The sequence below is a fragment of the Haloarcula ordinaria genome, from assembly GCF_029338275.1.
Taxonomy (GTDB): Archaea; Halobacteriota; Halobacteria; order Halobacteriales; family Haloarculaceae; genus Haloarcula; species Haloarcula ordinaria.
Genome location: NZ_CP119789.1, coordinates 3,139,579 through 3,164,834, shown reverse-complemented (window position 1 = coordinate 3,164,834; position 25,256 = coordinate 3,139,579). Strand labels below are relative to the sequence as shown.

Below are 25,256 nucleotides of genomic sequence, written 5' to 3'. Positions count from 1 at the left end.
CGGAATCGAACCGGATCTCCACCAGTGGGCCTGACCGCACTGCTGACGCAATTCGCTTATCAGTTTACGAGCGTCGCCTGGTCCTCCGGCAGCTGCTGCTCGTCGTCGGGCTGGATGTGACGAAACTCGACCGCCCAGTCCTCGATCTTCGAGCGGATCTCCTGAACGCGCTCGTCCAGCTCGTCGATCGTGTTCGCACTGACCTTCGCCTTGAACGTATCGCGGTCGTCAGTACCGTTTCCCCGCTGGATCTTCGCCTCGAATTCGAACGCGTCGTCCTCTTCAGACATCCAACATCGCCTCCTTTGCTCGTTTCAGTCGCTGAAAATCTTCGGTGCTACCGCCGTGATCCGGATGCATCGTCTTCGTCTTCTCACGGTAGGCAGCCTCGACGACGCCATCAGGTGCGTCGGGTGAGACGTCGAGCACCTCATGCGGTGGCGGTGAAGCGACGACCGCATCCTCGTCACCGCTCGGCAGACGAGCGTTCGCGAACTCGCTCTCGCCAGTGGTGACCGGCCGATTCTCCATCTTGCGCTTCTCGCGGACGTACAGGCCGATGGTGCGGAGGTTGTCACGGACGCGGCTGTATGCATCACAGGCGATGGCGAACTGTTCGCCGTCCATCGACCAGTGGAGGACAACGCTCGGGTCCTCGGGCTCTGGCTGGCTCGCGTACGGGTAGTTCGGATTCTGGCTCTGGTGGTCCATCGCCGTCGAGAGCCGCCAGTCGTCGACACCCAGGCGGTCCATCTCCGCGTCGAGATCTTCGACGGCGTCGTGCAGCGTCACCTCGAAGTTCCGATTCGGGGAGCGGTGCGCCGCGTCGGTACGCTCGAACCCGGCGGGCCAGTCGACCGTCATGCGTGCATCACCATGTGGACGATAGCGTCGTCTCGCGTATCGAGTGTCGACCCGCACTGTGGACACGGCGTCGGGAGCGAGCCTGTCCGTTTCGCTCATACACTGACCACCTCGCCGTCAAACCCGCACATCCACCAACCGCTGGCTTCTTTCCAGATTTCACGCTCACAATCCGGGCACCACATTTGCCCCAGCGACCGGGGCGCTCGTGACGGATGACCCTGTATCTTCCTCGAACCGCAGTTCGGACACTCGTCGGGTAGGTCTGTACCGCTCGGACACTGCCCGCCGTCCGCGACGAGCCGACCGTCTCCGTCAGGACCGTCGACGGTATCAACACAGCCACCGCAGGGCTCACGCGTGCCGTTCATCGTCGACACGACCAACTCACGAACAGAGTCCGCACGTCGGAGGTAGTGACAGTCGCGGCGCTCGTGGTAGACGTCGTAGTTCCCCACCGCGTAGTAGACGACGTCCTGGCCGCCGTCTGAAACAGCCTGCCCGGCCCCACCGTCGTCGAGGTCGTCGAAGCGGTCACCACAGCACCGAAGGGCCGCCCCGCGAGACCGGTAGCGAGCCCCACAGATGCAGTAGTGCCAGCGGTCGTCGTCGCGGTCGCGAAGTCGGCCGGCGGCTTGCGCCCAGGACTCGCCCGCGCCTGCTTCGACGCCTATCTCCTCGACGTCCTGGTCGATGCCACCGTCGGTGGCCAGCTGGTCGTTGCTCGGTTCGGTGTCGGTGTTACTCATGGCTCTGAAGAATGGTTTTCAGTGTCGTCTCGGCGGCACTGTGGCCGCACGAAGTGATGGTCGTCCGTCCGTCAGCGTCGAAGCCCTCGATGGGCTGGTCGCAAACCGGACAGCAACCTGTAGTTACCCGGTCAGTAATCGATGCGTACTGCGTGAACCGTTCGGGGCGTTTTTGTCCCCGGAGTGCGTGTGTCGTCATACGGTCGTGCGTTGACCGACGCGACGCCCGTGTTGGTACCACGGCGTCGCACCCGTTTTCACGAGAGTACGACCCCCAATGGAGCGTCGCGTCAGCCTCACTCACCACGTCTTGACCCCAACCACTAATAGTTACCGCTGGTAACAGCCATTGTATGCAACCATCACTAACCACCATCTCTTGTAAGAAATATGAAGGACGGAGGGATTCTGGGTGACGAATAAGGATATAGACGTGAAGCTTCAGCGCCCCACCGATTTTCTGATACTCGATTGTCTTGCTGACGGTCGGAATGTGCTGTAAATATCTCTGAAGAGATCGACAAAAGCCGAAGCCATGTGAACGTCAGGCTGCCACAGCTCGCTGACTACGGACTTGTCGAAAAAGTTGGTCCAGCGAAGAATTCGGGGCTCTATGAAATCACTGAACTGGGGCTTCTGGCGGTTGAAAACAGGGAGAAGTACGGTGAAGTCGAAGACTTCGGACAATACCTGGAAAACGCCACAGAGTAGGCCGGTAATCTGGCGTAGAAGACGTCCGCACAGTTTTAGTAACCCGCCATCGCAGACCGAAACAGGCCGTCGGCCATCCACGAGCCACCCCCAACCATCCCCACCCTTGTAGGCCGGCGGCCCCTTCTCGACGCTGATACTGCCCCACTTTTGATGAGATGGGTTGGTGTGCCTGTGAATTCCGGCATACCAGCTTTTTTCAAGACGGGAACCAGTCGCACAGACGATGCAGACTGATGGGGTGGCTGTCGGTCTTCGCCTTGTTGAGTTGGTCGCACTACTGATACCGGCAGTCGCAATCCTGCTCCAATTGGTAGTAAACACGATCTTTAAGCACAGCGATGAACCGTTCGTAGGAACTGCGAGACTCGGATTTGCTCTTCTCGCGGGTTCGATCGTTGTACTGGCATCAGTCGGCGTAAACACGCTCAGCGATCTCACTGAACGCACTGGAGCGGATTGGATAATTCCACGAATCGACTCGCTACTAATTGCAGTATGGGGGCTAATGGTCGGAAGCGCCCTCTTATTGTACCATTTGTACAAACTCGGGCGACCGAGCGAAGGTTCTAATGAGGTGGGTGACGAACCCCCAAAAGGAATCGAATAATGTCGACGGCTGATTTCAGAAAGCGATTGCAGCCCCTCCTGCTCCCCCTGCAAATAGCTGTATTTCTGTCCGTCGCTTACGCGTTTATAAATCTCAATGTCGGTGAGAATGTGGGATTGCCATCCGGAGGAACAGTCACAGCCCTGACGGCAGTAATTTTCTCGGTGATACTGATGTACGTACTGGAATTCCTCGTCGACAATTCCTAAGAGGGATTCTCCAGGATTGCGAGTGACTGTTGAGAGGAACAGTTGATGGGCTGACATGTTCTCATATTTCTTCTGCAATGTCCCGTTTTCGGCACTGATCACGCCGGATTCACCCCACTGACCGAGTAGTCAAGCACGACCTCGTCCCGACTGACCTTCTCGCCAGTCTTCGTGTCGATCACTTCGTCGAACTCGGGATCGACGTCGTCCCAGTGGCGCGCGCAAGAGGGGCACCACCAGTGATTATTTGTCGGGCCGACGCTGCCGTGGCCGCGCGGGCACTGTAGCCGGTTCGCTTCGAACTCGTCGTCGATTCGCAACATGGACACTCATGGCTGAATGGGGGAGGGGTATAACCGGTGAGCCATATGTCCGGAGTGAAAGTGAAAGTTATCTGGGAATCATCTAATAGGCCCACACGCTCGTAAAAACACACCGGGAAAACGCTTTTCTGACTGTAAAGCCGATATGTAACCGAATACCGGATTCGTCCTACAGAGAGCCCCCCAGCGTGTTACCTGGTGAATTAGTGCAACCCTGACTACACGGGTTGCACTTGATATCAAATGGCTCTCTTCGAAATAATCGAAGTCGGTGCCGAGTTGAGTAGCATCTTGTCTCTACCGGTCTACATCGGCATCGAGGTGTATAGGATTCACAAGCAACAGCAACAGTAACGACTTTTTGGATAAGTCGAGATCGGGTCCGTAGGGGCCAAGGCCATATTACGTCGAGGAAAAACCTATGTCAAAGCCATCAGGATCTCCCTGCTGAATACAGAGATCGAGTCGGTCAGAAAACATATTTTCTGAAAATCTCGTTCTAAGGAAAACACCTATTGGCATGTGTTCTCTGGTGAACATATGCATCGGCGGCACTTCTTGGGGGTCGCAGCTGCCTCGTTGTTTAGCGGGTGTGGTCAGACTGACACGGTCAACTCAGACAGATCGCCGTCACCAACCACCACTCAAAGCACAAGAGACTCCCCGACTTCGACTGATGTAGGAAAAGGAAAATCTGCTGAAACACCGACCTCAACATCTGAGCAACTGTCAGTTACGTTTCCGCGCTGCAATTTAGTCCGTGTCGATGCCGAGCAATTCGACACTGTGTTTGTGTTCCAAGCCGATGGTGATGTTTCTCAGTATGAGGAGGGCTATACTGGGCAAGAAGAGTTCTCTGTCGGTGAAACAATCAAAGAGGTTACTGTCTACGCACCTGACACGGTCCAGACGATAGAGAATCCGGGGCTCAATCGCTGTGAAAACCTTGATGAGTCGAATCCTGAAACGAAGACAGAAGAAGCGGCTACAGAAGCGGGACCAAAACAGGCTACGGATGAACTTGATCGGGCAACAGATGCACTGGCTGACGCAGCGGATGCCTTCGTAGAAGATTCCGCGCCTGGACAACCGCTTTACGAAGCAAAGTTGGATGTTGACATCGACCCACAGCAGGTCCGTGAGCCCCTCTATTCCGCCCGTGACTATTTCAATGACGCTGAGTCGTATGAACTGAGTGCGCAACAACAACAGCGTCTCTCGAGATTGCGCGGTGTGTACTGGCTACTCTGGTGGCTACCGACTGTCCATGGCGCAGCGCAGACTGCCCCTTCGAAGGTAGAATCAAACTGGGTTCTGACCGCGACGGGACCGGGTGACGCACCCGGTGCAATCACCACTCTTGAGGATGAGTTGGACCAGCTCAAGGCTGATTCAGACCCGGAGGATATGCGCGCTCACCCATCTCTGACTGTCGACGAATACGAACGTACACTCAGCCAGTACCAAACAATTGCGGACGAACTGAACAAACTGGTCGGAGATCTCCGTGAGTACGGTGAAGCACGAGAATTGTTCAATGAAGCGATGAACCAGTATGATGCAGAGAAGTACGATGAGGCTGTGGAAACTTTCGGGACAGCCAATGCGGACTTCGAAACTAATGCTGGGAAACTACAGAATCGTGAATTTGAGCAGGTAACAGAAATTTTGGACACTGCGCGCTGCTATTCCGATGGAATGGTTCGCCGTTCTGACGAGTATCAGTCCGCTGCGCAGGCTGGCGTTGATGGAGACCGAACCCGTAGAATCGTCCGCGAAGAGGAAGCTAATGAGCCAATTGAGTGTTGATTGACTCGACTTCTGGAAAATGTCGAATATCATGCGAATAGGATATCCAGGCTCAGTCAGATACGGAGACCCAGTTCTATGGGCGATCAATAGAATACCTTTCATCAGCCAAGAAAGGAAGCAATCGATTAGAGACTCGTGGAGGAATCATCGTCCTGAAAAATACTTCGACTACCTCGGATATTTCCAAAAACACGATCATTCTTTGATTTTGATTCTGCGAATAGTAGTCTCATTAGGCCCGATTGCACTGATTCGGATCGGTCTACCGTTGCAGTACGTTCTATTATTCGTATCTACTGGCATATTCCTCACAGAGAAGTTGAGTCAGAGCCGATTTAGACTGGAGTTGGAGAAGTCTAAAGAACGAGCGAAAATGGAAACGGACCGAGAACAGCGTAGGAGGCAAGAGCGGCGAAGGAGGTAACGACTTCTTGGACAAGTCGAAATCCGTTCAATAGAGTGCCCACTGAATGACTTATGACCGGTACCGCAGAAGTGCAATCACGAAGACCAGTAACAGCGGAATCAGTGGTGCTGCTACTTCGAGCGGCGTCAGAAGCAGCACTACTGCGGACAAGACAACGAATTCGAGCGCCACCAAGACGCTGACGACGTCAGCGGGAGGGGCCATCCTTCGAATCTGGCACTGCCAACGGTTTCAATCCTCGGTGTAGATCATCCGCTGTTCGTATCCGTATCTGGACGGGCCCCAATACCTAATGGTCGGCCAAGAGATACGTTCGATATGTCCCTGCTTCAATCGGTCGAACCGAAGGATCCCTCCGCCGCCCTGCATTCGCCGTCGTACTACTGATCATGACGGCTTTGGTCGGTGAGTTTGTGCTGACCTCCGCGATTAAGGGAGTATTGGAGGAATCAGCAGCGTTCCCAGTGTGGCTTCCACAATTCGGCACAATCGGCCAGACCATCGTTTACTACTCGCGGGCACTCAACTTTGTGCAATTGATTCTCATCCCGCTGGCGCTGATGTGGCTTGCGTACGCATATGGCCAATATTCAGCGACCCAGACTGATGACTGAACACGCACACTGATCTGCAAATTCTCTAATCTTCACGATAGAAAAGCAGTTTCAGCAGTAACGACTTGTTATATTTAGAAGAATGGGAGGAACCTTCGCAAGAGACTTTTTTCTTCATGACTCTCTCGATCTTCACCGTCCTCAGACTCCGTCGAGAGAATCGAGCCGTCAGGGGCCACGTCTGGACTGCTTTCCACTGTCTCCTCGAGATCGGGGGCGGTACCTACAGTGTTGGTATTTGAGAGGTCCATCGCCTTCGGTTGGAGTCCTCCTGGAGATTCTTCTTCAGGAAGACGAGACCCTGCACAAATACCAAATACAGTTGTGGATCAGAATGCAGTTGCAGATCAGAACAGTCCGAGCCAGCGAGCGATTCCGCTGGCGAGGTTGATCGCGGCCCACTTCACGGCGCTGGTCGCTCCGAGACCGTCCATCTCGATGTCACCGCTGGCGATGGCGTTCTGGAACGCTATGGCTGGATTATCCGCGGAGATGATCTGCTCCATCGTCGCGCGGTCGGTACTCATCTTCAGCGTGGCGTCGTCGCGCTCACCTTGCTTCAGATCGCGAATATTCAGTTGGTCGTCCATGCGGAACGAGGTGGTCGCCTGCGAGCCGTCCGTGTCCGTGATGACGAGGTTCACTTTCTCGCCTTTGAGCTGTCCGGCGGCGACACCGAGATCGTCCGCTCTGATGTTCTCGTTGTACTTCTCGACCATCGGGTTCATTTGCTCGTACATCTCGTTACCCCACGCGGGCTGACTCTGTGCGAGTGCAGGCGTGGCAGCGAGTGTGAGTCCGAGGGCGACGAAAATGATAGTGAGGCTACGGGTTGTGAGTAATCGAGGCATATCAAGTATTCACACGTTGGCATAGGAAATAAATTGGTACTATATTCTACACTGCCAGATAGATCGTCGGGAGAGTTCTGAGTTGGCAGTAGTTTTGAACCACGCCGAGACGTACTCGTTTCGCTGCGCGTGCCTCGGGTCGTTCGAATCTGCACCCACAGAGTAAGTTAAAACTGCCCTGTTGAATAGCGGTAGTTCACTGGACGGTTCGAATCTAAGTCTGCCTGCGAGTGGGTGAGCCGTGTTGTTTCAGGACAAGGCTTGCTCGGCTCCTACTCAGAAGGCGCTATTCAACAGAGCAGTTTCATGTCGTTCTGTATTTTCTCTTCGGCGTCCTTGGCGTCTGATGAATAGATTCTCTGTATTCAGCACGCACCTTAGAACACTGACCGGAACTGATACAAATCTCGCGGCCACCATTCTGCCTAATCCGACGACTGCTTCGGAGAGTCTTGGCCGATAACGAGTAGTAACGACTTTTTAAATAAACCGTAACAGACGGCTCGACTTTCACCCGAAACCCGGCCCCTATCACACCGTCCGCAGGTCCTTTAGTAACGGAAACTGAAGCAATCGTAATGCGAATCGAAGCCACGAACGGGAACGAGCACAAGGTCTGGCTCACCGACAGCGAAATCGAGGACCTCCGCCGGGCGGCCAACAGTTCTCGCGACGACCTCCTCATCCAGCTGGGCGCATTCGTCGGCCTCCGCGCCTTCGAGATGCCCCAGGTCCGGCCGGTCGACGTCAAGCAAACCGAGAGCGACCAGTACCGACTCCGCATAGAGGCCGGCAAGGACACCAGCGGGAATGGTGGAAAGCCACGCGACGCCTACCTCCCCGACAGCGTCGAGCGCGACCTCCAGCGCTTTCAGAACGAACACAACATCGCCCCGAAAGACTCGTTCATCGATCTGTCTCAGCCCGGCGTCCGCGCCGTGGTCCGCCGGACGGCCGAGCGCGCAGCTCGGGAGACTGGCGACCAGGACTTCGAGAAGGTGAGTACGCACGATCTCCGACGCCGGTTCGCCCAGCGTCTCCTGGTCGACCAACAGATGAACCCGCGCGTCGTGATGGCCGTCGGCGGCTGGGACAGCTTCGCGGCGATCGAACCGTATCTGAACGCACCGAGCGCGGATGTCATCAACGACGCGTTCGCAGATTTGGGGCTGTAGAGCGTCCGGTTTGCCGAGTTACTGGCGAAAAACAGAAAGTGGAATTGTTGACCTCATTATTTTCGGACAGTTTTCTGGGGTCGTTCGGAATGCAGCATGATACATTTTCCAACTATGATCCGCCCCACTCCGGATAGCTCGTGGCTTCTTGGTAGTCCTCAAGCCGATTATTGTACTCCTCCTCAGCCATTTCGAGCATCGTGTTGACGAGGTTTTCGGCGGCCTGGTAGTGGCGGTTGACACGATCCACGATGCGGATGTGATCTCCCTCAACGGGTTCGAACGATGCATCAGAGGCTCTGGGACTGAAGTCGTCTAAGTCGTCCACCGGTACCGTGATGGTGATATCGCCACCCTCGGTGGTTGGGCCAAGGAAGTGGGCGATTGAGGACGGCAAAGTGAGGTGGTGTTGAGCGTAGGTTCGCAGGGCCTTGATGACCTCGTGTTCGTCCTCAAATTCATTCTTCGCGTCCTCAATGGGGCCATCCAAGGGGAGATGTGGCTCGACGTTCTTCCCCAGGATTTTCTCGAAGCTGTATGCGGCAGCGCAGTAGTTGTGGATGTCTGCCCGAATTCGGCGGTGGAAGTCACCGTCCTGATCGATGCCTTCGTCCTCGACTATCTCTTTAGCCACCTGTAGTCGCTGTTGGTTGTGTTTGAGGATGGCAATGGAGTTGACGAGTTCGACCGCAGCGTCGTTGATTTTTCGGGCGGGGTGGGACTTCTGCTGAAGCGGCTCCTTTCGGGTGTACTTGGAGATGTCGGGGAGATCGTCGGGTCTGTCGCTACCGCGCTCGTTTGCCCTGAAGGAGAGTGCGAAGTCCCTGTCCTCGACCTCGATGTGGTACTCGATGCTGCAATCGTCGCCGGAGCAGTTATAGCGGGTGGTGTAGATCTGTTCGGACTGCGGTTCCAGATCTTCTGCTTGAATGCCGAATTCAGTGTTGCAGGCGAAGCATCTGATTCCCTCGTTGAGGAGAGTATCTATAAGACGTTCAAGTTCGTCGTCCATGTCCTTTGAAATATACGGATCTGTAAGTTATTTTGGGTACGGGGGCCGTTACGTGGTTAGGTTTTATTTTATCTAAATGTTCCATCTGTATCGGAAACTATCGGGTCGTGCAGAACAAACTCTCTGTATCTTAAACAGCGATACTGTCAGTTCCTTAGGGCTTGAACAGAGTAGACGATCCCAACTCGGAGAAATTGTACGCGCTCAGTCCGTATGCTCGTCCAGCAACCGCTCAGCGGCGACCCGCTGAATCGCCTCACATTCGTGCAGTTCAGGTATATCGCCATCGCAGACACGAACCACGTAGGCGCGTTCGTCGAGCCGGTCGACAGTCAGATGTACGTCGTCCGGCTCGCCGTTCTCGTCGACCAGGCCGTCCCGCTCGAGGTCGTACTTGGGAATCGTCACGACGCCGGACCCATCGCGGTTCTGTAATTTCTGCATCGGTACACAGCGAGCCCACGGCTTGGACATTAAATGTTGCTCACGTAGCCATTGCGTGGCCACGACGTGGTAACCAGCGCTGACTATATTACGAGTACCGTGGACGGGCGGCCAACCCGCGACGACCTCGCGGGCGCTACCCCTACCCATGCCCGACGACAGGGCCGGCGGCGAGGAACCGCCGGATAGCGGGGGCAACTCCCCGCGTCGACCATGGCGCACCGACTGGAGAAACATCGACGAGCGACGGCGCGAGCGAGCACGCCTCGAGGCCGCCGGCGCGAGCCGCGACCTCACCGCGACACTCCTCGCAGGAGGTGGCGTGTGACGCTCATCAAGCGAGCGGCGGACGGGTGCATAGGCCTCGGCATGATCGTGTTCGGCTACACGATCGCCCTCGAATTCGCAACAGACGCGAGTGCCGCTGGCCCCGAATTCGCGCTCGCCGCGGGCATCGCACTGGTCACGACCGGCTTGGGCGGCTACTTCATCGGGGACGCGCTGCCGAGAACAGACCGCGAAGCAGACGCTGAGACCGACTCGGGAGAAGTGAGCGCATGACCGGTTCGTACGGCTCGCTGCTGGACTACGTCCGCGTCTACGGGCAGTACGGCGGCACACCACCCATTCCGGAGTGGTCTGATATCCAACGCGGCGATCCACGACCGACGCGCCTCTGGATGACGTTGTTCATCCCGACCGGCCTGCTGGCGCTGCTTCCTGTCGGTGTCATTGCCTCGGCGATAGCGAACCCACTCGCAACACCGAACCTCTGGTCGCTCGGACTGGCCTGGTCCGGCCTCGCCTTCATCATCTCATCGACGCTAATCCAGCCAGTCGCAGACTGGTGGACCGACACCCCACGACACGGGCTCGAGACGGTCGAGTACACCACCGGCCAGGAGGCTGCAGCGTGACCGACGGCGAAGTCGCTGTCCGAGAACACGATTCGGTGACGGTCATCGAAGCGGACTCGCTCGACGGTGAGGTCGCCGTCGATCTCGACAACGACCCGCCGATGGTCGGCGTCTCGGAGAACGTCTGCGTCAACTACGACCACTCGGTCGACGACGGGGACGAACCAGAGGTCGAGACCGACGGCGGGTACGTCCGCGAGCACGTCCGCGTCAGCCATCGTGGCCTCGGTCTCACTGGCGAGCTGGAACGCCGTCATCGCCTTCATGGGCCTACTGTACGCGGCCGCCGGCTACCTCTGGGCTGAGTCCGAGGTTGGCGTCGCGTTCATCGCCTTCGTCGGCGCGATGCTGCTGACCTACCTGCTGTTCAGCTACAACGGAGGCAGCGATGGCGGGGAATAAGACGCCCAGTACCGCCCGCGCAACCACGGTTCGCGCCCGGAACAGCGCCCTTCAAGCATGAACTTCAGTACCTCACGCAGTACGATCGGCTCGCTGACGCTGGCCACACTGCTTATCTGCTCCGTCTTGGTCGGAGCAGTCGGCGGTGTCTCGGCCCAGTCCAGCGAACCGGTCGTCAACACACAGACGCATGGCACGGTGACCATCGACGCCTACAACGTCAGTTGGGACCCGATTCAGTACGAAAACGACAACGGCAAACTCGTCGAACACCCCTCGCACGTCAACCAGTCCGCGGACAATCCGTACTCCTACACGGTGACGGACGTCGAACTCTCCAACTTCGGGGAGTTCCCCCGCAAGAGCGGAGAGGAGAACAACTCCGTCAGCGCCCTCGAGGCCTCGGAATGGTCGACCTCCGTGTCGGACACGACCAACACGGCACTCACCGCGAGTGACGTCGAGACCGCTCCCGGAGTTGACGCGGTCAACATCGCGACCGGCGGCTCGATGGGCGCCGGTGACACCGCGACCGCGACGTTCTCGAACTTCTCGGTGACGAGCGACGAGAACAAGCGCTACCTGCAGGTCGCCATGGACGTCAACCAACTCGACTCCGCGGCGACCGTCGACGTGCGCGTCGTCGACGAGAACGGCGACTACTACGTCGCCGAGATCAACGCCTCGCGTACCTCGGGTGAAGACCTCATCGCGAGCGCCCAGGGCGAGGGCTACGTCTTCCAGCGCCAGCTCGGTAACATGAGTCTGGTCGCCAACGGCGACGGTACCTTCGACAACATCGCGAAGACCGAGATCGTCATCGCCGAAGCCGACGCTGACGTCTCCGTCTCGGCCCTCAACGTCGAGAAGATGTCCGCGTGGGATCTGGGCACCGAGATGGTCGACACGGATGGCGACGAAAAACTCGAAGAGCGCCAGATCACCGAGGTCTCCTCGGCGGGCGACATCTCGATCCACCAGCTCAACACGACCGGTCCGGCCTTCGACTCGGCTGTCATCCACGACCTCAGTATCGACTTCGTCAGCGATCGCGACGACCGCGATTCCTCGGAGATCGAGACGTCGTTCAACCAGACCGACAACCGACCGGGCTACTACGGTACGGCGACCATCTACGCGCCGACCGGTCTGCCGTCGGCCTACGAACTGTCCTACAGTGGCGTGAAAACGACCCACAACCAGTCGTTCCTCTCAGATCGGTATATCGAGGTGAGCCACGCTGAGGGTGTCGGTGACACCAACCCGGAGAACATCTCCTCCTGGACGGATATCACCTCCTCCTACAGTAGCGAGGGGACGACCGTTACGGTCGACGACACCATCCAGCCCGGCCAGACGAACTACGTCGTCGTGAAACTCCAGCTCGTCGAGTCGGAGTTCAACATGGTCAAGAACGCCTTCGCCACTGGTGGCGCCATGATGGGCCCCGGCGGTGGTGGCGACGGCCTCGGAAACCTCCCGCTCATCGGTGGCGCGCTGACCACGCTCGGTGGTCTGTGGGCGTACGTCAAAGGCCTCATCCCGTTCATCGGACCCGCGCGAGGGGCGTGAGTCCGATGACGGACGCGACACCGCCTCGAGGAGGTGAGCACTGATGGCGGAAGGCGACTGGACCGGGCGCCTCCAGAGCATCGCCAACGTCTCGAACGGTGACTGGACGAACATCCTGCCCAAGACGCTGCTGCTTCCAGTCATCGCGTTTTTCGCGTCGCTGGCCGACGCGATCGGGGCGTTCTTCGACATCCCGATCAACACTGGGCTCGCGCTCGGCGAGGGCATCGGTGACCTCATCGATGCGTTCCTGGGCGGTGGCGCGAACATCATCCAATCGGGGGCGACAGAGTCATCGACGTCACTCGCGAGCGGGATCTGGGCCCAATTCGGCCCGTTCTCGTTCGCCGTCGCCATCGGCTCGGTCGTCATTGGCGCGCTCATCATCTCGAGAGCCCGCCAGGAAGAGTCGACGAGCAACATCTTCCCCGGCGCTGGCGGCATCGACGCGCCGGAATGGCTCCCCTTCGTGGGTGAAGAGGAGGGCGACGGCTGATGCCCGAAGGGCCGTCGACATCGAGTCCTGGGGGTGAGGTCGCGTGAGTAGTGACAGCGGCCGCATCGCCCAGTTATTCGACGGCTCGACTGGCGACACGACGCCATTGAAATCTGACAGCGGGACGAGCGTCGACTGGAAGTCGCTCGTGATGGCGACGCTGGGGCTGTTCACGACGATCATCGCGTCGAACGTTGCCCATCTCATCGACATGGTGATGAGCCTCTTCGCGATTCAGCCGCTCCAGAAGTACGCGGAGTTCCTGGAGACCATCGTCAGCGGGCTCGTTACCTCGCCAGGGAACGCGACGGATGCGGCCTTCGCACAGACGGCTGCCTTCGTCGCTGACAAAGGCCTGTTCGCGTTCCCCATCGCGCTCGGCATCGTCGTCGTGATGGCGTACATCGTCGCGGAGGTGCGCAAGCGGCTATGAGCGGGAACAGTGGCTCGCTTATCCCCGGCTCAAGTGGCTCGCTCATCCCGGGCCCCAGTCCGGAGGCGTGGGTCAAACGCCGAATCACTGAGTACGTCATCGGCGCGGTGGCTGGCTTCGTCGGCGTCGTCGTCGGCGTGATCGACGGCGGCTTCGGCATCATCGAGGGCGGCATCGGGAGTGCAGGCGACTCGCTCCTGGACACGCTCGACCTCGCCGTGAACAGCACCGAGGTTGGAGTTCAGTTCTGGAACGGCCTGCTGGTCGACCTCGCGACGGTGTTCGGCCCAGCGTCGGCGATCGTCCTCGTGCTGCTGTGGGCGCTGACGTTCGCCGTCGTCGTCCTGCTACTGGTCGCGTTCGGTCCGGCGCTCTCGGACGCACTCGGCGCCGTACCGGTCATCGGGTCGCTGGCCGACGCCATCGTCACGTGGCTCCAAGAGTGGCTCTATCGACTCATCGAGTTCGCGCGAGGTGATGACTGATGGGGGTTCGAGATTCCCTCGAGGGCGTCGCCGGGCACCCCATCGCGAAGGCGACCGGTGTCTCGGCACTCGTCGGCGCGCTGCTGAAACTCCCGTTGCTCGTCGCCATCCTCGCGACGGTCTGGACACAGGTCGGGACGCTGTTCACCGCACTGTCGGTGACGGCGTTCTCGATCGCGCCACAGGTCCCGTTCATCCCGACGCAACTCGCGCAGAACACGGCGCTGGTGATCGGCGGTCTGTTCGTCGTGAAGCTGGTCGCCGTGAAAGTGCTGCACAGTCTCTACAAACAGTATCAGAAGTCGACATAACACGAAACACATGAAATCCAACACAGACGAACTGGCGGAGAATCGGACGCAGTCACCAGGAGGTGAGCCATGCCGATCGAGATGCTGACCGGGTTCCTTTCAGTGTCGCTCATCGCGACGCTGCTGGGCCTGGCCGGCATCGGCGCCCTCGCGCTCTGGGTGTTCGAAGAGCGCGAAGAGGCTAACGACCGCGTGGATCTGGTCGAACGCGTCGGTGAGCGGGCTCGAGTGACGACGGGCGGCGTCGTTGGCGGCTTCGGCTCGCTGGCAGTCGTCGTCACCTCGATTATGGTGACCATCGGCCAGCAGCTCGCGATGACCGGTGCGGAACTGGCACCGCTATTCAAAGCCGCGCCGGCACTGACTGGTGAAATCCTGCTCGGGCTGCTGGCGTACTTCCAGATCAAGGGCTACGTCCCACTGCAGCCGTGGCAACTGGGCGTCATCGTCATCGCGGTCGTCCTGGTGACGATCGTCGCTCGCTACGGCACGAGCGAATCCTCGATCTCGCGCTTCAAGGGGGCCTAACCGAACCGCTCGGGCACTTCCATTTTCCGTACTATGAACCTCAACAACCTACTTTCGACACTGATGGTGGTGCTCGTCGTGCTGGCCGGGGTTCCCGGTGGCGTGGCGAGCGCTCAGACGAACAGCGGCCCCGCTGGGATGGCTTCCATCCCGAACGAAAACGTCGCCGTCGACGTGCCCGAGGGCGAGACACCAGCGATTCCCGCCGAAGCGTTGCGCGGTGAGGTCTACGCCTCGAGCAACGCGTCGACGATGCGCGTGACTGTGACGACGCCGGACCGCGCTGAGGCCATCGTGGGCTCGAACGGGAACATCATCGGAGCAGGCGATCTTGCACTCGTTTTCGGTGACGACGAGCACCACGCCGGCCGCGAGGTTGCGATTCCCGCCAGTGAAGTGAATGATGCTCTCGGTTATACGCCAGAGGAGGTGCGTGGGACCCACTCCAGCGGCTCCGTTTGGACCCGTGACGTGGCCTACGAGAACGGCTACCTCGTGTTTGAGGTTCCCGAATTCTCCCAGAACAGCATCACCTTCACCGCCGAGGTGACCATCGATGCCACCCCCGCGACCGATGGCTTCCAGTCGGCCTACGAGGTCGGTGATACGGATGCCGTCGCGAACTACACGATTCAGGCAACTGGCGTCGAGAACACGGAAATCGACACGGAGAGCGCTGCCGGATTGGCTGATGGTGAGACGCTCCCGCTGTCGATCGCTGGGAATCTTGCGCCTACCGGCCCCGCGTCCGGTGACCCGCAAATCACGTGGACGGGTGAAGAAACGACGACGTCGTGGTCGGCGACGGCGACCGGCGTTGGCACCGGCCACACGCAGTCGGTAACGGTCCCGGGCAACGTCGACCCCCAGAACGAGTCAGTGACCTTCACTGGTCGGGAGCAGACGACACCACAGACCGTCTCGTCGTCGGCTGTCAGCAGTGGCGGGACTGTTTCATACACTGTCGACGGGAACGTCCCGGCGAGTTCCGTGTCGGTCAATTTCACGGGGACGACGCCGGCGACGACAGCGGATTCGTCGACAGGGACGGGTTCTGGTTCGGTATCTGTCGGTGGGAATATCGACCCGACAGGTGAATCGGTTTCAATCACGGGCCGGGAATCGACCACCTCTGAAACAACTACGGCAACGCTCGGTCCTGGCGGTTCGTTCGCAACCGGGATAGACGGCAACTTAGAACCGACTGGCCCATCGAATAACAACCCTACGCTCACCCTCACAAACAATGATGGCGGGGTGACTGACCACACTTCGAGAAGCGGAAATTACGTTTTCGTCGGCGAAGATGGCTCGGAGCCACGATACGGTGAGGCAAGAGTGGTACCCGACCGTAGTGGCGAATTGGTGGAAATAAAACCATACGTGTCCGATGTGGAAGGCGGCGGGCTGGATGGTAGAAACGTCGAAATTAGGATTGAGCAGGACGGTATAGACCAAAATTATGGCGATGGTACACTGGTTTATGATGGCCCTTGGCCCACCGGCACGGGTCGAAAAACCATCACATTAGACAATTCTTACAGCGTGTCTGCGGGCAATAATTACGTTCTGGACTTCACGACTACTAATGACGGTGATGGAACCGAGGAGTGGATATATCTCGGTGTTAATAACAACTACGGCGGGAATTGGATAAAAGCGGAGAATGTCGGGTTAGGAGTCGGTGAGAGTAAGCCGGATATTGATATGCGGATTCAAGCAACGGCTAACAGCGTAGATGTGTCCCATACCAGCGGGACGGAAAACATCGGGACAATAAATTACGGCGACACCGTCACCCGAGAAATCGACTTATCGGATTCAGACAGCTCAATTAGCAGTGACCACACCGGAGCCTCGCTCGACGCAACGCTCGATTATACTGAGCGAACGGGGACCGAAGACCCGTCGATAGACGTGGACGGCGACGGGACTGACGAAGCTAGTTGGTCGGGGGTTTTCGGGGCTGGTCAGACCACGACCCCTAAATCGGCCGACGGTCTCTCGACTGGCTCTAATTCAGTTTCAACGTCGACGACAGCCGGACCAGCGCCGGACTGGACAATAGATTATACCGAGCGCACTGGGACCGAGGACCCATCGATAGACCTCGATGGCGACGGGTCGACAGACGTCAGTCACTCTGGAATTCTGTTGTCGGGTGAGTCGCACGTGGCCAGCGCGTCAAATCTCTCGACCGGTTCGTACACGGCCGACGTGTCGACGACTGCCCATACTACCGACGTCGAAATCGGCTTCACCGAGCGAACGGCGACCGAGGATCCTGGAGTCGATCTCGACGGCGACGGGACCATCGAAGCGAGGCATACGGGTATTCTTCGGAGTGGGGAGACCGCGACCGTTACTGCCACTGGACTGCCAGTCGGCAGTACAACGCTCGAGACAGATGCGGCGGGCGGGATTGTCGATTACACCGTCTCTGCGGACGGCACGTATCACACGGAAGACCCGGCCGTCGATGTCGACGGGGATGGCGTCACTGAAGCCGGGTATTCCGGTATCTTATCACCAGGGCAGACCGCAACCGCTGCACTCCCAAGCGTGTCCCGATCGACGACCGACGTCGAGCTGGCCGTGGCCAGCGGCTCGGTTACGACCGCGGAAGTCACCTACACGGAACGGACTGAGACCGAGGACGTCACCGTCTATGTCAACGACAACAGCACGGACTACTTCGGCCGGCTCGGCGATGGGAACACGACCTCGCTTGCCACCGACTCGGCATGGGTCCGTGAGGGGACGAACAACGTCACGCTGACGCTCAGCGAGCAATCCGCAGACGCCCCGGCGACGCAGGTGAATCTCTCCTACAGCCACGAAATCCAAGACAAGCAGACGGTCACCTACACCGCGGAACAGCTCACCTCGAGATACGTGGTCAATCGCACGTACGCTGAAAACACCGACGCGGCGACGGTGACGATCCCCTTCGAGCGGAGCGTCTACGAGGTGCGAGACCTCGAGCAACGGACCGATGGCGGCGCGTGGCAGGACGTCGATCCAGCGGACTACACACTCGAGAACACGACGCTGACGGTCGAATTGGGTTCTGTCTCGTCGGGTTCGAAAGTCTCCGTCCGCTCGAACGGCTCGCTGGCGCGGGTGAACAACGGCTCGATCAAGGTCGTCCAGCCCAGTGTCCGCAGCGGCACGCTGGACTCGAGAGTGAAACTCACCGACTGGGCGCAGGATTCGTATCTGCGGATGCCTGAGGGCGCCGAGCGGGTGCACTACGCCTACGATGAACCCTGGCCTGGCGAGGAGAACGAGTACGCTGTCGTCCACGCAAACGGCTCGCAACAACTGCATCTTGCGACGAACGAGGCTGGGTCAGAATTCCAACTGTCGACCGTGCCAGTGACCGCGGAGCCGGTGACTGGTGAGGTTCGTCTCTCCGTCTCTGATGGGCCGGATATGAGCGAACCGACGGTCGAGGTCGCTCCCGGCGACTCGATCGGTGATGAGGTGGCGTTCACCTTCGTCGACGCGAAGGACGACCAGAAGTACGTGCTCTACAGCACGAGCAACGACGTCGTCCGAGACTCGGGGACGGCGAACAGCCCACTCACGCTCTCGGACGACGACAGCGACGAGACGCTGCAGTTCCAAGAGGAGAACCAGACAGCCTCGACGAGCGGTGGATCGAACTCGCTCATGAGTCGAGTCCCGATGGGGCCGGTGTCGGCCCCCGAGGAGGGCATTCCCGTGCCGCTCATCGTGGGTGTCCTGTTGTTGATTGCGTTGGCAGTTCTGGTGCGCCGCTTCGAGTTCCTCTCGCTGCCCTCGAGCGTGCCGACGGGGACGCTGCCGATCGCCGCGGCGGCGCTGGTCGTGTTCTACATCGCGGACTGGGCAAGCGGCCACGCGATTACCCGCTCGCTGGGGATGGGGCTCCAGCAGATTGCGCCGCTGGCTGGCCTCATCGGCATCTTCCTGCTGGCGTACTACCTCTACAAGACGTACATCAAGGGCCAGGGCCCGCGACCGATTCAAATCGTCTCCTCGGGCGCTGACCGGGTGCAGAACGGAGCCTCTCGGCTCCGCGGGGGGAACAACTGATGGCGTCGCGAACCGCCATGGCGTGGCTTATTACGGCGCTCTTGTTGGCCAGCGTCCTCGCGGTGCCCCTCGCATCCGGGCAACAGTCTGATGCGTCAAGTGAGTGGACGCTCTCGGACCTGCAGAAACAGGGCGAGGTGACCGACACTCGGTACCCGTCACTCCGGGTCGCGGGCGAGATGGAGGCGTTCTGGCTCGTGCGCTACCCGCCACGGGGAACGGGCACATACGGCGACCAGAACTCCAAAAAGTACATCAAACCGACGACCACCGTCCAGCGCAACAAGGTGCGCCTGTACGCGAGTTTCCCGTTCGACAGCCAGAACCGAACCTTCTCGCTGACGAAGGTCTACTGGCACCCGGACTCTCGCCAGGTCCAGACCGACAACGGGACGGTCGTTACCAAGCGCTACGCGAACGTCACCGCGGTCGGCACGCAGAACGTCACCTTCCAGTCGGGGATGCGCCGCCACAGCGAAGTCCTGCTGCGCGGCCACTACGACGACGCTGAACGGGTGACGATGCTCCTCTCGCTCCCGGATGGGAACACCCTCCGCTGGACGTTCAAGCACAAGTCCATCCCGACGGCGAAGGCCGCACCGGACATCAGCAGTCGCGGCGACTTGAACGAGTACATTCTGCTGTGGGTCGTCCTCCCGACGCTCCTCTTGTCGTTCATCAGTTACAAGAAGGTCCCCAAGTTCCGGCGCGAAGCGCTCGCTGGGACCGGACGCGGCGCTGGGACGTGGATTGCGATGGGCTTCGTCGTCGCGATCGGGGCGTACCTGCTGGGCTACTACGCGCTGGCCTCGCTGACGGCACACTTCCCGGTCGTGTTCTCGCTGTTCATCGCCTACGTCGTGGCGGTGATGCAGCTCGAGGACGACGAGGATGCAGTCGAAACGTGGGGATTCATCCGGATAGACCCGGAGACCGCCACGTCGCCGCTTGACGACAAGAGCGAGGTCCTCGATTCCGGTGATATCGAGATCGAGGGCTACGACGTCGTCTTCGACGAGAACAACGAGCCCGTCCTCTACTCACGTGGCCTCCTGTCGATGTGGGCCCGCTATAAGGGCTGCTACGCTCGTCTGAACATCGACAACAAGGAAGCCGAGTGGAACTGCGTCGGTGACTACGACAAGGTAATCGTTGTCGACCAGGACGCCCCAGCGTTGGTCGAGCACCTTCCCTCCAGAGTCATCTTCGCGTGGCCGTGGCGAACCTACCAGCCACCCCGCAACGACGACGGCGAACTCCTCGAGGACGACCTCGACCCGGGAAGTTCCGCGTCCTACCGGAGTCGATAGGCGCCCAGCAGTACGCTCAACTCGCGGGCATGGTCGCCGTGCCAGCGATGGCCGCCTTCGCCTCGATGGACTTCGTCGGGGCGTGGCAGTGGGGCCCACTCACGTGCCTCCCGTTCGTGCTCATGTTCGCCGAGCCGATCGAGGGGAAAGCCCAGTCGTGGGTCGCACCCGGGCAGGCGCGCAAGGCCTGGGTCACCGCATGGTACACGGACCTGAACGTCCGCCGGTTCGGCACGATCGACCAGCTGCTGGAGAAACTCATCGAGAGCGAGAACAAGCAATACGACGTCGAAGACTGGCTTCGTGACCTCCGCGAGGATGGCGTCGTCAACGAGGCGCACAACCGCCAGAGCAAGCCCTTCGATACGGTCCTCTCGGACGACGACCCGGCTCTCGATCGCGATGACGAGCCGTCGACGGCAGCCGCCGGAGGTGACGACTGATGGCTTCGGGTTCGGGGCAGTCGTCCTTGGACGGCCTCCTGGACGGCGTGCGTGAGAGAGAGACGAATGCGGGAACAGACGTGTCTATCACGCCAGCGCTGGACAAACTGAACGAGGATCAGCGTCAGTGGCTTCAGCGCTGGACCATCGAGGGATACACTGACCGCCGGGATCTCATCGTGTCCTTGCACCAGATGCAGTTCTGGTCGCTCGGTCGCGTGCCTGACGGCTGGTTCGTTGAGGTGTGTTCACGACCAGTGCCACTGTCGATCCTCATCACGAGCCCCAACCGTCGCGAGTGGCGCGAAGACCCTGTCGATCAGCACACGGCCGAGCAGGAACGCCGGCTGTGGGCCGCGAAGTACATCCGGCCGGCGTTCCGTGCTGCGTACCGAACCCTCCGGAAGAACGCCCAGCAGTACACCAACAAGAGCGAGCGTGTCGAGGACGCCAGCGAGACGCAGTACTTCGCGATGCGGCCGGCGCTGGACGACCTTTACCAGAAACAGAGCGACCTTCTGTTGTCACTCCTGGATGGCTTCGAGGACATGGCCGCCGTCGACGACTGGCTCTCCCGCCTCGACAACGGGACACTCGGAGAGTTGCACATGGTCGAGCCGGACTTCGATTGGAAGATCCACGACAGCACCGTCGCCCAGCGGGTCCTCACGGTGGACGCTGAGAAGTACGAGCGCGAGCGGGAGCTGTGGGCCGCGACGTATCTGCTCCCCTCGTACAACCGGGCGGTCGATCGCTGGGCCGGTGAGGCTGACGAACACCGCGAAGACGACGGCGCAGAGAGTCAACCCTCGAGGACGATGTGACCATGTCTGATCTACACGACCCGCAGGAACTGGGCTTCATCGAGCCCCACTACGGCAGCGAGCAGTGGACGAACGACGCACGAAACCACTCGGACGGACGGCACCTTCGTCGAATCCACGGAATGCCGGAGTTCAATCCCGACCAGTTCGACGCGGAAGGGTTGGTGCCGGCGTTCTGGGACCACACATGGGACGGCGGCCGCAACCAACCGAGTGGCGGCGTCGAGTGGTTCGCGACAGGACCGCCGAACTCCGGGAAGACGACGCTCGCTCTTCGCGCCGCCCAGATTGACATGGAGGTCAATAACTCGCGTGTGGTCTGGCGGGCGGCGACGGGCTCGCGCTCGGAATGGCTCCCGTACGCACCGGTCGCGCACGTATGCCTCCCGAAGGGATACGACGCGACCGCGTACGTCGTGAAGAAGGGCGGGAACCGTAACTCGATGGGCAAGCAGGTGCCGCTCGAGGACGTCGTCCGGAAGGTAACGCACTACAGCGACATTATGGACCTGAATCTGAACGTCCTACAAGACGGCGTGTTCCACGTCGTCTACCCAGATCCGAAAATGCGGGGCTGCCAGTGGGTCTACGAAGAGAGTGACAAGGTCGTCGACGGCGTCAAGTTCCAGGAAGGCGACCCGGTCGATCACTGGTGGTTCGGCTGGGCACTCTCGCTCGTCGAGCGCGGCCCGTTCGACTGGACAACGTGGATCTGCGACGAGGTCGCATCGCTCGCTCGAGAGGGTGTCTCGAAGGACCAGTACGCGACGCTCCAGAAGGTGCAGCTCGCAGGGACGGCCGTCGAGGACTTCCGGAAGAACGGCATCATCGGGCTGTTCTTCGGCCACAAGGACAAGCACCTGCACAACCTCTGGACCGACCGCATTCGATGGCGCGTCGGGATGAACGGGACGGCGAACCCTCACGGCGGCTCATCGCCGAAGGGATTCGAGTCCGTGCCGATGGAAGAGGACATCACGTCGGACCTGGACACAGGCGAGGCGATTCTCTACACCGAGAAGGAGTTCACCTGGCCGCCGATCACGTGGCCGGAGATCTCGAAGCCGATCCACGGTGACCTGAAGGTCTATCTCTCAGAGACGGACTCGAAGCGAGCTGCAGTTCCGGGGGGTGCGTCGGCGTGATCAGGCCGACCACCCACCCCAGCAGACCACAATCCTCGTCGCCGACCTCGAGGAGTGCTCAAGAACTGTCTGTTTTCGTAGACGAACCCAGGGGGTCGGACCGACGGAGAACGGTCCCCGCGCCGGTTTCGCGGTCGCGACCAGAAAAATTCGCGCGCGCGGAATTCTTGACTGGACATGAGTACCCCCGTGGGGGCGAGCGCATTATGCGACGCGAGCGAGTGCGCCTTGGCGGCCGCCTACAACTCTCGAAAAAATGAAACGTTTCGACGAGTCAGAGGTGAGCCGCGATGCTCGTGACGCCCGTCGATCTTCTCCGGATGGGCATCGAATTCCTTGTCGGTCAGTTCGGGCTGGCGACGCTGGGAATCGGCGTCGGGACGCTGATGACCGCAGGCTTGTGGCTCTGGTGGGGCTTCAAACTCAAGGCCATCCTCGGCGTCGCCGCGGCGATCGGGCGGACGGTCGCCCGTCACGGCCTCGTCTCGCTCCTCATCTCGACCGTGCTGTTGCTGGCGATGCTCTGGACGGGCATCATCCCAGGCATCGACTTCCATACAGCGTTGAACGTCGTCGGTGGGCTCGTCGACGGTATCATCGGGGTGGTCACATGAGTACGGACTCGATGGCGTTCCTCGAGGAGTCTGTCGACGTCTTCCACGTCGGCGAGCACTACGCCGAGACGGTCAGCGACACGATCGCCGTGCGTGGGCAGATTCGACAGCGCTCGTCGGTTGATCCCAAACTGGAGATGGCCGTCTTCCGCTGTCGCGAGTGTGAGAACGAGAAGCGAGTCGCTCAGAACTTCGGGAGCATCCGTCAACCGGCGTTCTGTGAGGGATGTGGCAAACAGCGCGCTCCGTGGACGCTGCAGCGCGAGAAGTGTGAGTACGTCGACTATCAGGCGCTCCGTCTGCAGCCCGTTCCCGAGCGTGTCGAGGAAGGAACTGAGACGATCGACGCCCATCTTACGGAAGCGCTGGCTCGACAGGGCGTCGAATCTGGCGAGGTCGTCACGGTCGTCGCGACGTACAAAGCCATCCATCCGAACGGCTCGACAGTCGGCGAGAAGATCCTCGACGCTGAGGACGTCATCGTCGAGGAGTCGGCGATGCAGGAAGTGAACCGCGACGCCCACCAGGACGTCATCGACCTACTCGCCGACATGCACGATCCGATGGACGTGCTGGTGGATTCGGTCGCACCGACTCACTACGGGGACGAGCACATCAAGGAGGGTCTCATCCTCCAGTTGGTTCGTGGCAACTCGCCCGATGCAGAAGGGACGAACCACCGCGGCCTCGTGCATCAGCTCTTGTTGGGCGATCCGGGCACAGGCAAGACGGACTTCGGTGAAGCGCTGACAGCGCTCAGTCCACGTGGTCAGAAGACGTCGGGTAACGAGGGCACGTCGGCGGCCGGCCTGACAGCGGCGATGACGAAAGACGGCTTTGACGACCGCGACCTGACCGTCACGGCAGGCGCCATCCCGAAGTGTTCCGGTGGCGCCGTCTTCATCGATGAACTCGACAGTGCCGGTTCGTCGGAACAGAACGCGCTCTTGGAGGCGATGGAGTCCGGAAAGGTCACGATCGAGAAGGCTGGTGAGCGCGCGGTCCTGAACGCCGAGACTGCGATGCTCACGGCGGCCAACCCAGAGGACGGCCACTTCCGAGAGAACGACTCGCCGATCCAGCAGACGAAGATCATCTCACCGCTGCTGGATCGATTCGACCTGCTGTGGGTTCTGGAGGAGCGTACGGACCGCGAGGAAATCGACGAACTGGCAGGCCATATCCTCGACGGCCGTGATGTTGCCACGAGGCAAGCACGCGGGCAGGCGGTGCCCGACGATCTCCTCGAGGACGTCGACGGCGAGGTGAGCATCGACGCCTTGCGAGCGTACCTGCAGGCGTGTCGCGACCTCACGCCTACGTTTGCGAGCGCCGCGGTGAAAGACGCGCTGCGCGAGTGGTACGTGGCCGTGAAGACGCGCTTGGTCGCCCGCGAGGAAGACGAAGAGCGGACCATCCCAGTGACGCCACGCTCGCTGCTGGACCTCGTGCGACTCGCTGAAGCGTCGGCGAAGGCCCGCCATTCCGAGACGATCGAGATGGTCGACGCCGAGCGTGCGACACGGCTGAAGAGTCGCTCGTTCCGCGAACTGGGGCTCGACCCTGGCCCGGACGTGGAGGTCAAGACTGACGACGATGGGGTGCTGGTCGTCACGTCGGACGCACCGACCGCCGTCGTGACCGAGGTCGTCGAGGGGCTGAAGTTCGAGGGGCCGGCTACGGCGCCGACCCGGACGACGTCGTCGACGCGGTCGTCGAGGAGGCCGATGGGCTCGCGCCAGACGACGCGGCGGACCTCATCGAACGGATGGAGGCGGCAAAAACGATTGACCGCACCCCTGACGGGAGGCTCATCGCATAAGTCGAGGCGCCAATAACACTCTCATCATCTGATAAGAGTGGTTTGCTGAATATAGAGGGTGTATCCATCATGA

Annotated in this window: 30 protein-coding genes; 22 read left to right on the top strand and 8 right to left on the bottom strand. The window is 60.1% G+C overall.

The features are described from left to right. Window positions 1-59: 59 nt before the first annotated feature. From P1L41_RS16680 to P1L41_RS16670, 3 genes are all read right to left on the bottom strand, one after another. A complete protein-coding gene (locus P1L41_RS16680) occupies window positions 60-290 on the bottom strand; it encodes a DUF7389 domain-containing protein (RefSeq protein WP_276296845.1) in 231 nt (76 codons plus the stop codon). Beyond that, window positions 283-864, bottom strand: a complete 582-nt coding sequence (locus tag P1L41_RS16675) for a J domain-containing protein (RefSeq protein ID WP_276296844.1) — start codon at window positions 862-864, stop codon at window positions 283-285. Before P1L41_RS16675 ends, P1L41_RS16680 begins: the two co-directional genes overlap by 8 nt. A 95-nt stretch (window positions 865-959) precedes the next feature. Then, entirely contained in the window at window positions 960-1,613 is a 654-nt protein-coding gene (locus P1L41_RS16670; protein ID WP_276296843.1) for a hypothetical protein, read from the bottom strand. Window positions 1,614-2,150: 537 nt separating this feature from the next. Here P1L41_RS16670 and P1L41_RS16665 point away from each other — a divergent pair. Beyond that, the gene (locus P1L41_RS16665; protein WP_276296842.1) at window positions 2,151-2,324 is read left to right on the top strand and encodes a hypothetical protein; all 174 of its coding nucleotides are present in this window, start codon (window positions 2,151-2,153) and stop codon (window positions 2,322-2,324) included. A 226-nt stretch (window positions 2,325-2,550) separates the two neighbouring features. Beyond that, window positions 2,551-2,934, top strand: coding sequence for a hypothetical protein (locus P1L41_RS16660; RefSeq protein ID WP_276296841.1), 384 nt, complete (start codon window positions 2,551-2,553; stop codon window positions 2,932-2,934). Between the two features lie 307 nt (window positions 2,935-3,241). Here P1L41_RS16660 and P1L41_RS16655 read toward each other — a convergent pair whose 3' ends face one another. Then, a complete protein-coding gene (locus P1L41_RS16655) occupies window positions 3,242-3,466 on the bottom strand; it encodes a hypothetical protein (RefSeq protein ID WP_276296840.1) in 225 nt (74 codons plus the stop codon). Window positions 3,467-4,006: 540 nt separating this feature from the next. Between P1L41_RS16655 and P1L41_RS16650 the strand changes: the two genes are divergently transcribed. Continuing rightward, window positions 4,007-5,275, top strand: coding sequence for a hypothetical protein (locus tag P1L41_RS16650; RefSeq protein ID WP_276296839.1), 1,269 nt, complete (start codon window positions 4,007-4,009; stop codon window positions 5,273-5,275). Between the two features lie 1,391 nt (window positions 5,276-6,666). Here the strand turns inward: P1L41_RS16650 and P1L41_RS16645 are convergent. Beyond that, entirely contained in the window at window positions 6,667-7,170 is a 504-nt protein-coding gene (locus P1L41_RS16645) for a hypothetical protein (protein ID WP_276296838.1), read from the bottom strand. Window positions 7,171-7,748: 578 nt separating this feature from the next. Here P1L41_RS16645 and P1L41_RS16640 point away from each other — a divergent pair. After that, complete coding sequence (locus tag P1L41_RS16640; protein ID WP_276296837.1) at window positions 7,749-8,345, top strand: site-specific integrase; 597 nt, start codon at window positions 7,749-7,751, stop codon at window positions 8,343-8,345. A 112-nt stretch (window positions 8,346-8,457) separates the two neighbouring features. Here P1L41_RS16640 and P1L41_RS16635 read toward each other — a convergent pair whose 3' ends face one another. Both P1L41_RS16635 and P1L41_RS16630 read right to left on the bottom strand, forming a co-directional pair. Then, on the bottom strand, window positions 8,458-9,357 hold the full coding sequence (locus P1L41_RS16635) for a hypothetical protein (protein WP_276296836.1): 900 nt from the start codon (window positions 9,355-9,357) through the stop codon (window positions 8,458-8,460). 204 nt (window positions 9,358-9,561) lie between these two features. Beyond that, window positions 9,562-9,801 (bottom strand): DUF8053 family protein, encoded by a 240-nt coding sequence (locus P1L41_RS16630; protein ID WP_276296835.1) that lies wholly within the window; start codon window positions 9,799-9,801, stop codon window positions 9,562-9,564. A 148-nt stretch (window positions 9,802-9,949) separates the two neighbouring features. Between P1L41_RS16630 and P1L41_RS16625 the strand changes: the two genes are divergently transcribed. The 11 genes from P1L41_RS16625 (at window position 9,950) to P1L41_RS16575 (ending at window position 14,945) form a co-directional block, all read left to right on the top strand. Continuing rightward, on the top strand, window positions 9,950-10,129 hold the full coding sequence (locus P1L41_RS16625; RefSeq protein ID WP_276296834.1) for a hypothetical protein: 180 nt from the start codon (window positions 9,950-9,952) through the stop codon (window positions 10,127-10,129). After that, window positions 10,126-10,362, top strand: coding sequence for a hypothetical protein (locus P1L41_RS16620; RefSeq protein WP_276296833.1), 237 nt, complete (start codon window positions 10,126-10,128; stop codon window positions 10,360-10,362). The genes P1L41_RS16625 and P1L41_RS16620 overlap by 4 nt, the downstream gene beginning before the upstream one ends. Next, window positions 10,359-10,718: a hypothetical protein gene (locus P1L41_RS16615; protein ID WP_276296832.1), complete on the top strand. Its 360-nt coding sequence runs from the start codon at window positions 10,359-10,361 to the stop codon at window positions 10,716-10,718. Before P1L41_RS16620 ends, P1L41_RS16615 begins: the two co-directional genes overlap by 4 nt. After that, complete coding sequence (locus P1L41_RS16610; RefSeq protein WP_276296831.1) at window positions 10,715-11,023, top strand: hypothetical protein; 309 nt, start codon at window positions 10,715-10,717, stop codon at window positions 11,021-11,023. The genes P1L41_RS16615 and P1L41_RS16610 overlap by 4 nt, the downstream gene beginning before the upstream one ends. Continuing rightward, the gene (locus P1L41_RS16605) at window positions 10,983-11,120 is read left to right on the top strand and encodes a hypothetical protein (RefSeq protein ID WP_276296830.1); all 138 of its coding nucleotides are present in this window, start codon (window positions 10,983-10,985) and stop codon (window positions 11,118-11,120) included. Before P1L41_RS16610 ends, P1L41_RS16605 begins: the two co-directional genes overlap by 41 nt. Before the next feature lie 57 nt (window positions 11,121-11,177). Beyond that, entirely contained in the window at window positions 11,178-12,692 is a 1,515-nt protein-coding gene (locus P1L41_RS16600; protein WP_276296829.1) for a hypothetical protein, read from the top strand. Window positions 12,693-12,735: 43 nt separating this feature from the next. Then, window positions 12,736-13,188: a hypothetical protein gene (locus tag P1L41_RS16595; RefSeq protein WP_276296828.1), complete on the top strand. Its 453-nt coding sequence runs from the start codon at window positions 12,736-12,738 to the stop codon at window positions 13,186-13,188. A 43-nt stretch (window positions 13,189-13,231) separates the two neighbouring features. Next, complete coding sequence (locus P1L41_RS16590) at window positions 13,232-13,621, top strand: hypothetical protein (protein WP_276296827.1); 390 nt, start codon at window positions 13,232-13,234, stop codon at window positions 13,619-13,621. After that, on the top strand, window positions 13,618-14,106 hold the full coding sequence (locus tag P1L41_RS16585) for a hypothetical protein (RefSeq protein ID WP_276296826.1): 489 nt from the start codon (window positions 13,618-13,620) through the stop codon (window positions 14,104-14,106). Before P1L41_RS16590 ends, P1L41_RS16585 begins: the two co-directional genes overlap by 4 nt. Then, complete coding sequence (locus P1L41_RS16580) at window positions 14,106-14,417, top strand: hypothetical protein (RefSeq protein ID WP_276296825.1); 312 nt, start codon at window positions 14,106-14,108, stop codon at window positions 14,415-14,417. Before P1L41_RS16585 ends, P1L41_RS16580 begins: the two co-directional genes overlap by 1 nt. 69 nt (window positions 14,418-14,486) lie before the next feature. Next, window positions 14,487-14,945, top strand: a complete 459-nt coding sequence (locus P1L41_RS16575) for a hypothetical protein (protein WP_276296824.1) — start codon at window positions 14,487-14,489, stop codon at window positions 14,943-14,945. A gap of 632 nt (window positions 14,946-15,577) precedes the next feature. Here the strand turns inward: P1L41_RS16575 and P1L41_RS16570 are convergent. Next, a complete protein-coding gene (locus P1L41_RS16570; RefSeq protein ID WP_276296823.1) occupies window positions 15,578-16,180 on the bottom strand; it encodes a hypothetical protein in 603 nt (200 codons plus the stop codon). A 937-nt stretch (window positions 16,181-17,117) separates the two neighbouring features. Between P1L41_RS16570 and P1L41_RS16565 the strand changes: the two genes are divergently transcribed. From P1L41_RS16565 to P1L41_RS16535, 7 genes are all read left to right on the top strand, one after another. Next, window positions 17,118-19,025 carry a hypothetical protein gene (locus tag P1L41_RS16565; protein ID WP_276296822.1) on the top strand — a complete coding sequence of 636 codons (1,908 nt, stop codon included), beginning with the start codon at window positions 17,118-17,120 and terminating at the stop codon, window positions 19,023-19,025. Further along, window positions 19,025-20,335, top strand: a complete 1,311-nt coding sequence (locus P1L41_RS16560; RefSeq protein WP_276296821.1) for a hypothetical protein — start codon at window positions 19,025-19,027, stop codon at window positions 20,333-20,335. Before P1L41_RS16565 ends, P1L41_RS16560 begins: the two co-directional genes overlap by 1 nt. Before the next feature lie 29 nt (window positions 20,336-20,364). After that, window positions 20,365-20,778, top strand: a complete 414-nt coding sequence (locus tag P1L41_RS16555; protein WP_276296820.1) for a hypothetical protein — start codon at window positions 20,365-20,367, stop codon at window positions 20,776-20,778. Further along, window positions 20,778-21,602: a hypothetical protein gene (locus tag P1L41_RS16550; protein WP_276296819.1), complete on the top strand. Its 825-nt coding sequence runs from the start codon at window positions 20,778-20,780 to the stop codon at window positions 21,600-21,602. Before P1L41_RS16555 ends, P1L41_RS16550 begins: the two co-directional genes overlap by 1 nt. A 2-nt stretch (window positions 21,603-21,604) precedes the next feature. Further along, on the top strand, window positions 21,605-22,747 hold the full coding sequence (locus P1L41_RS16545; protein WP_276296818.1) for an ATP-binding protein: 1,143 nt from the start codon (window positions 21,605-21,607) through the stop codon (window positions 22,745-22,747). A gap of 290 nt (window positions 22,748-23,037) precedes the next feature. Further along, a complete protein-coding gene (locus tag P1L41_RS16540) occupies window positions 23,038-23,361 on the top strand; it encodes a hypothetical protein (RefSeq protein WP_276296817.1) in 324 nt (107 codons plus the stop codon). Beyond that, window positions 23,358-25,199, top strand: coding sequence for an ATP-binding protein (locus P1L41_RS16535; protein ID WP_276296816.1), 1,842 nt, complete (start codon window positions 23,358-23,360; stop codon window positions 25,197-25,199). Before P1L41_RS16540 ends, P1L41_RS16535 begins: the two co-directional genes overlap by 4 nt. The last annotated feature ends 57 nt before the right edge of the window (window positions 25,200-25,256 follow it).

Coding starts and splice junctions, on each gene's coding strand:
- P1L41_RS16680 (WP_276296845.1), bottom strand. CDS start 290: ATGTCTGAAGAGGACGACGCGTTCGAATTCGAGGCGAAGATCCAGCGG.
- P1L41_RS16675 (WP_276296844.1), bottom strand. CDS start 864: ATGACGGTCGACTGGCCCGCCGGGTTCGAGCGTACCGACGCGGCGCAC.
- P1L41_RS16670 (WP_276296843.1), bottom strand. CDS start 1,613: ATGAGTAACACCGACACCGAACCGAGCAACGACCAGCTGGCCACCGAC.
- P1L41_RS16660 (WP_276296841.1), top strand. CDS start 2,551: ATGCAGACTGATGGGGTGGCTGTCGGTCTTCGCCTTGTTGAGTTGGTC.
- P1L41_RS16655 (WP_276296840.1), bottom strand. CDS start 3,466: ATGTTGCGAATCGACGACGAGTTCGAAGCGAACCGGCTACAGTGCCCG.
- P1L41_RS16650 (WP_276296839.1), top strand. CDS start 4,007: ATGCATCGGCGGCACTTCTTGGGGGTCGCAGCTGCCTCGTTGTTTAGC.
- P1L41_RS16645 (WP_276296838.1), bottom strand. CDS start 7,170: ATGCCTCGATTACTCACAACCCGTAGCCTCACTATCATTTTCGTCGCC.
- P1L41_RS16640 (WP_276296837.1), top strand. CDS start 7,749: ATGCGAATCGAAGCCACGAACGGGAACGAGCACAAGGTCTGGCTCACC.
- P1L41_RS16635 (WP_276296836.1), bottom strand. CDS start 9,357: ATGGACGACGAACTTGAACGTCTTATAGATACTCTCCTCAACGAGGGA.
- P1L41_RS16630 (WP_276296835.1), bottom strand. CDS start 9,801: ATGCAGAAATTACAGAACCGCGATGGGTCCGGCGTCGTGACGATTCCC.
- P1L41_RS16625 (WP_276296834.1), top strand. CDS start 9,950: ATGCCCGACGACAGGGCCGGCGGCGAGGAACCGCCGGATAGCGGGGGC.
- P1L41_RS16615 (WP_276296832.1), top strand. CDS start 10,359: ATGACCGGTTCGTACGGCTCGCTGCTGGACTACGTCCGCGTCTACGGG.
- P1L41_RS16605 (WP_276296830.1), top strand. CDS start 10,983: ATGGGCCTACTGTACGCGGCCGCCGGCTACCTCTGGGCTGAGTCCGAG.
- P1L41_RS16600 (WP_276296829.1), top strand. CDS start 11,178: ATGAACTTCAGTACCTCACGCAGTACGATCGGCTCGCTGACGCTGGCC.
- P1L41_RS16595 (WP_276296828.1), top strand. CDS start 12,736: ATGGCGGAAGGCGACTGGACCGGGCGCCTCCAGAGCATCGCCAACGTC.
- P1L41_RS16585 (WP_276296826.1), top strand. CDS start 13,618: ATGAGCGGGAACAGTGGCTCGCTTATCCCCGGCTCAAGTGGCTCGCTC.
- P1L41_RS16580 (WP_276296825.1), top strand. CDS start 14,106: ATGGGGGTTCGAGATTCCCTCGAGGGCGTCGCCGGGCACCCCATCGCG.
- P1L41_RS16575 (WP_276296824.1), top strand. CDS start 14,487: ATGCCGATCGAGATGCTGACCGGGTTCCTTTCAGTGTCGCTCATCGCG.
- P1L41_RS16560 (WP_276296821.1), top strand. CDS start 19,025: ATGGCGTCGCGAACCGCCATGGCGTGGCTTATTACGGCGCTCTTGTTG.
- P1L41_RS16555 (WP_276296820.1), top strand. CDS start 20,365: ATGGTCGCCGTGCCAGCGATGGCCGCCTTCGCCTCGATGGACTTCGTC.
- P1L41_RS16550 (WP_276296819.1), top strand. CDS start 20,778: ATGGCTTCGGGTTCGGGGCAGTCGTCCTTGGACGGCCTCCTGGACGGC.
- P1L41_RS16545 (WP_276296818.1), top strand. CDS start 21,605: ATGTCTGATCTACACGACCCGCAGGAACTGGGCTTCATCGAGCCCCAC.
- P1L41_RS16540 (WP_276296817.1), top strand. CDS start 23,038: ATGCTCGTGACGCCCGTCGATCTTCTCCGGATGGGCATCGAATTCCTT.
- P1L41_RS16535 (WP_276296816.1), top strand. CDS start 23,358: ATGAGTACGGACTCGATGGCGTTCCTCGAGGAGTCTGTCGACGTCTTC.